At 50.5% G+C, this 2,009-nt stretch carries 3 protein-coding genes; all 3 read left to right on the top strand.

Annotated features, from left to right (window positions below; all coding sequences use genetic code 11):
* The coding region (locus tag KDK17_RS01430; protein ID WP_257287179.1) for a hypothetical protein at nucleotides 1-718 on the top strand (718 nt) is incomplete at its 5' end.
* Between the two features lie 31 nt (nucleotides 719-749).
* Nucleotides 750-1,196: a 50S ribosomal protein L9 gene (gene rplI / locus KDK17_RS01425; protein WP_257274636.1), complete on the top strand. Its 447-nt coding sequence runs from the start codon at nucleotides 750-752 to the stop codon at nucleotides 1,194-1,196.
* A 228-nt stretch (nucleotides 1,197-1,424) separates the two neighbouring features.
* The coding region (locus tag KDK17_RS01420) for a PhoX family phosphatase (protein ID WP_257287178.1) at nucleotides 1,425-2,009 on the top strand (585 nt) is incomplete at its 3' end.

The raw sequence follows: 2,009 nt of genomic DNA, 5'->3' as shown, positions 1-2,009 counted from the left end.
GATATGGGCTCTGTTGCCCGGAATAGCCTGGGCCGCCTTTGGTCAGTACAGCGTATTGATTGGGCTGGTAACCACGTCGTTGCTGGCTTGTGTCCTGCGCCAGACTGTCTCATGGCCGAAAACCTTGCTGGCCGTTGTGCCGCTGGGAGGCCTCGTGGCTTTTGCCATGTACCAGATATCACCCCAGATGATCAGTGCCATGACTGACACTGTGATGGAGTTTTTGAAAAAGAGTCTCCAGAGCAGTGGCAGCGAAGAGACTCTGCAACTGGGTGATCATCTGAGACAGATTCTGGAATACGGCGTCGCGGGTGCTCTGGCCTGGGTGCACATACTGTTTTGTGTCCTGGCTCTGATGCTGGCGCGTTCCTGGCAGGCCGATCTGTTCAACCCTGGTGGATTCGGTGAAGAATTCCGCAAGGTGCGGTTGCCCGCAGCTGTTGGGGTAGGTCTTCTGATCATAACTTTGATGGGGTCGGCATTGTCACCCATGTTGACTGCCCTGGTACCCATCGCATCGTTGCCACTGTTTATCGCAGGTTTGGCACTGGTCCACGGGCTGGTAAAACTGCGCCAACGGGGCAGCTTCTGGTTGATTGGCTTATATATGCTGTTGATCACCCTTACGCAACTGGCATACCCGGTTATTGTTTTGACTGCTTGTCTTGACAGTCTGTTTGATTTTCGCAACCGCGTGAATCAGCAGATTCAGGGCTGACAGGCACTAGGTATAAGGTAAGAGGCTAGCGATGGACGTTATCCTGCTTGAGAGAGTTGCCAACCTTGGCAACCTGGGCGACAAGGTAACCGTTAAAGCCGGTTACGGTCGTAACTTTCTGATTCCTTTCAGCAAGGCTGTGCCTGCTACTAAGGAAAATGTTGAAGCTTTTGAAGCTCGTCGTGCCGAGCTGGAAAAGGCTGCTAACGAAAAGCTGGCTGCTGCTGAAAAGCGTGCAGCTGAAATGGCTGAAATCGAACTGACCCTGACCGCCAAAGCGGGCGACGAAGGCAAACTGTTCGGTTCTATCGGTTCACGTGATCTGGCTGAAGCCATTACTGGCGCTGGCGTTGCAGTAGCCAAGAGCGAAATTCGCATGGGCGAAGGTCCTATCCGCGCTACTGGTGAATACGACATCGCCATCCAGTTGCACACCGACGTTGCAGCGACCATCAAGGTATTCGTTGAAGCTGAATAAGTTTGGCTTTAGCGACGCCTGATAAAAAAATACCCGCGGGTTTCATCCCACGGGTATTTTTTTATGTACTTTTTGTCTCAAGTCTTCCAGCGCCATCATTTAAGTCAGAGGATTATTTTAATTCTGTAATATTGCATACATTTTACTGTAATGCTTGTGTCGTTTAATGAGCCTGCTTTAGAGGATATTAAACAAAAAATAAAGCTGGCTTGAACGAGTAGAGATGACATGAGCAAACATACTTTTGATCCAACGGTATACAACTCCAGTGATAATCGACCAATCTCGGCAGTGCTGGAAAAAGAATTAACTCGTCGGGGTGTTTTAAAACGTGGCGGTGCGCTGGCAGCATTTACTGCGCTGGCCAGTTTTGGTTTAACCGGCTGTAACGATGACTCCGATGATGTTGTTTCATCAGATCTCTCCCTCGGCTTTGACTCTATTTCCGGCTCCAAAACCGATGCTGTCTCTGTACCTGCTGGCTACTCCGCTCAGGTTCTGGCGCCATGGGGAACGCCGCTGAATGATCTGGCGGAAGATTGGAAAGAAGATGGTACAAACAGTTCTACCGATCAGGCGAATGCTACCGGCATGATGCATGACGGTATGCACTTCTTCCCGCTTGAGGGCAGCAGCACTGAAGGCCTGCTGTGTATAAACCATGAGTTTATCGATCAGACGAGACTGCATCCCTCAGGGGCTACCCAATTCAATGGTCAGCGTCCTGCTGAAGAAGTTCGCAAAGAAATCAACGCCCACGGTGTTTCAGTGGTTCACATCAAACTGACTGATGGTGTCTGGGATGTCGTGAAA

Origin of the sequence: Endozoicomonas sp. SESOKO2, assembly GCF_024606245.1 — a bacterium.
Lineage (GTDB): Bacteria > Pseudomonadota > Gammaproteobacteria > Pseudomonadales > Endozoicomonadaceae > Endozoicomonas_A.
This window is presented reverse-complemented; position numbering and strand designations above follow the sequence as displayed.

Excerpts from the sequence above, each read along its gene's own strand:
- rplI (WP_257274636.1), top strand. The coding sequence starts at position 750 with ATGGACGTTATCCTGCTTGAGAGAGTTGCCAACCTTGGCAACCTGGGC.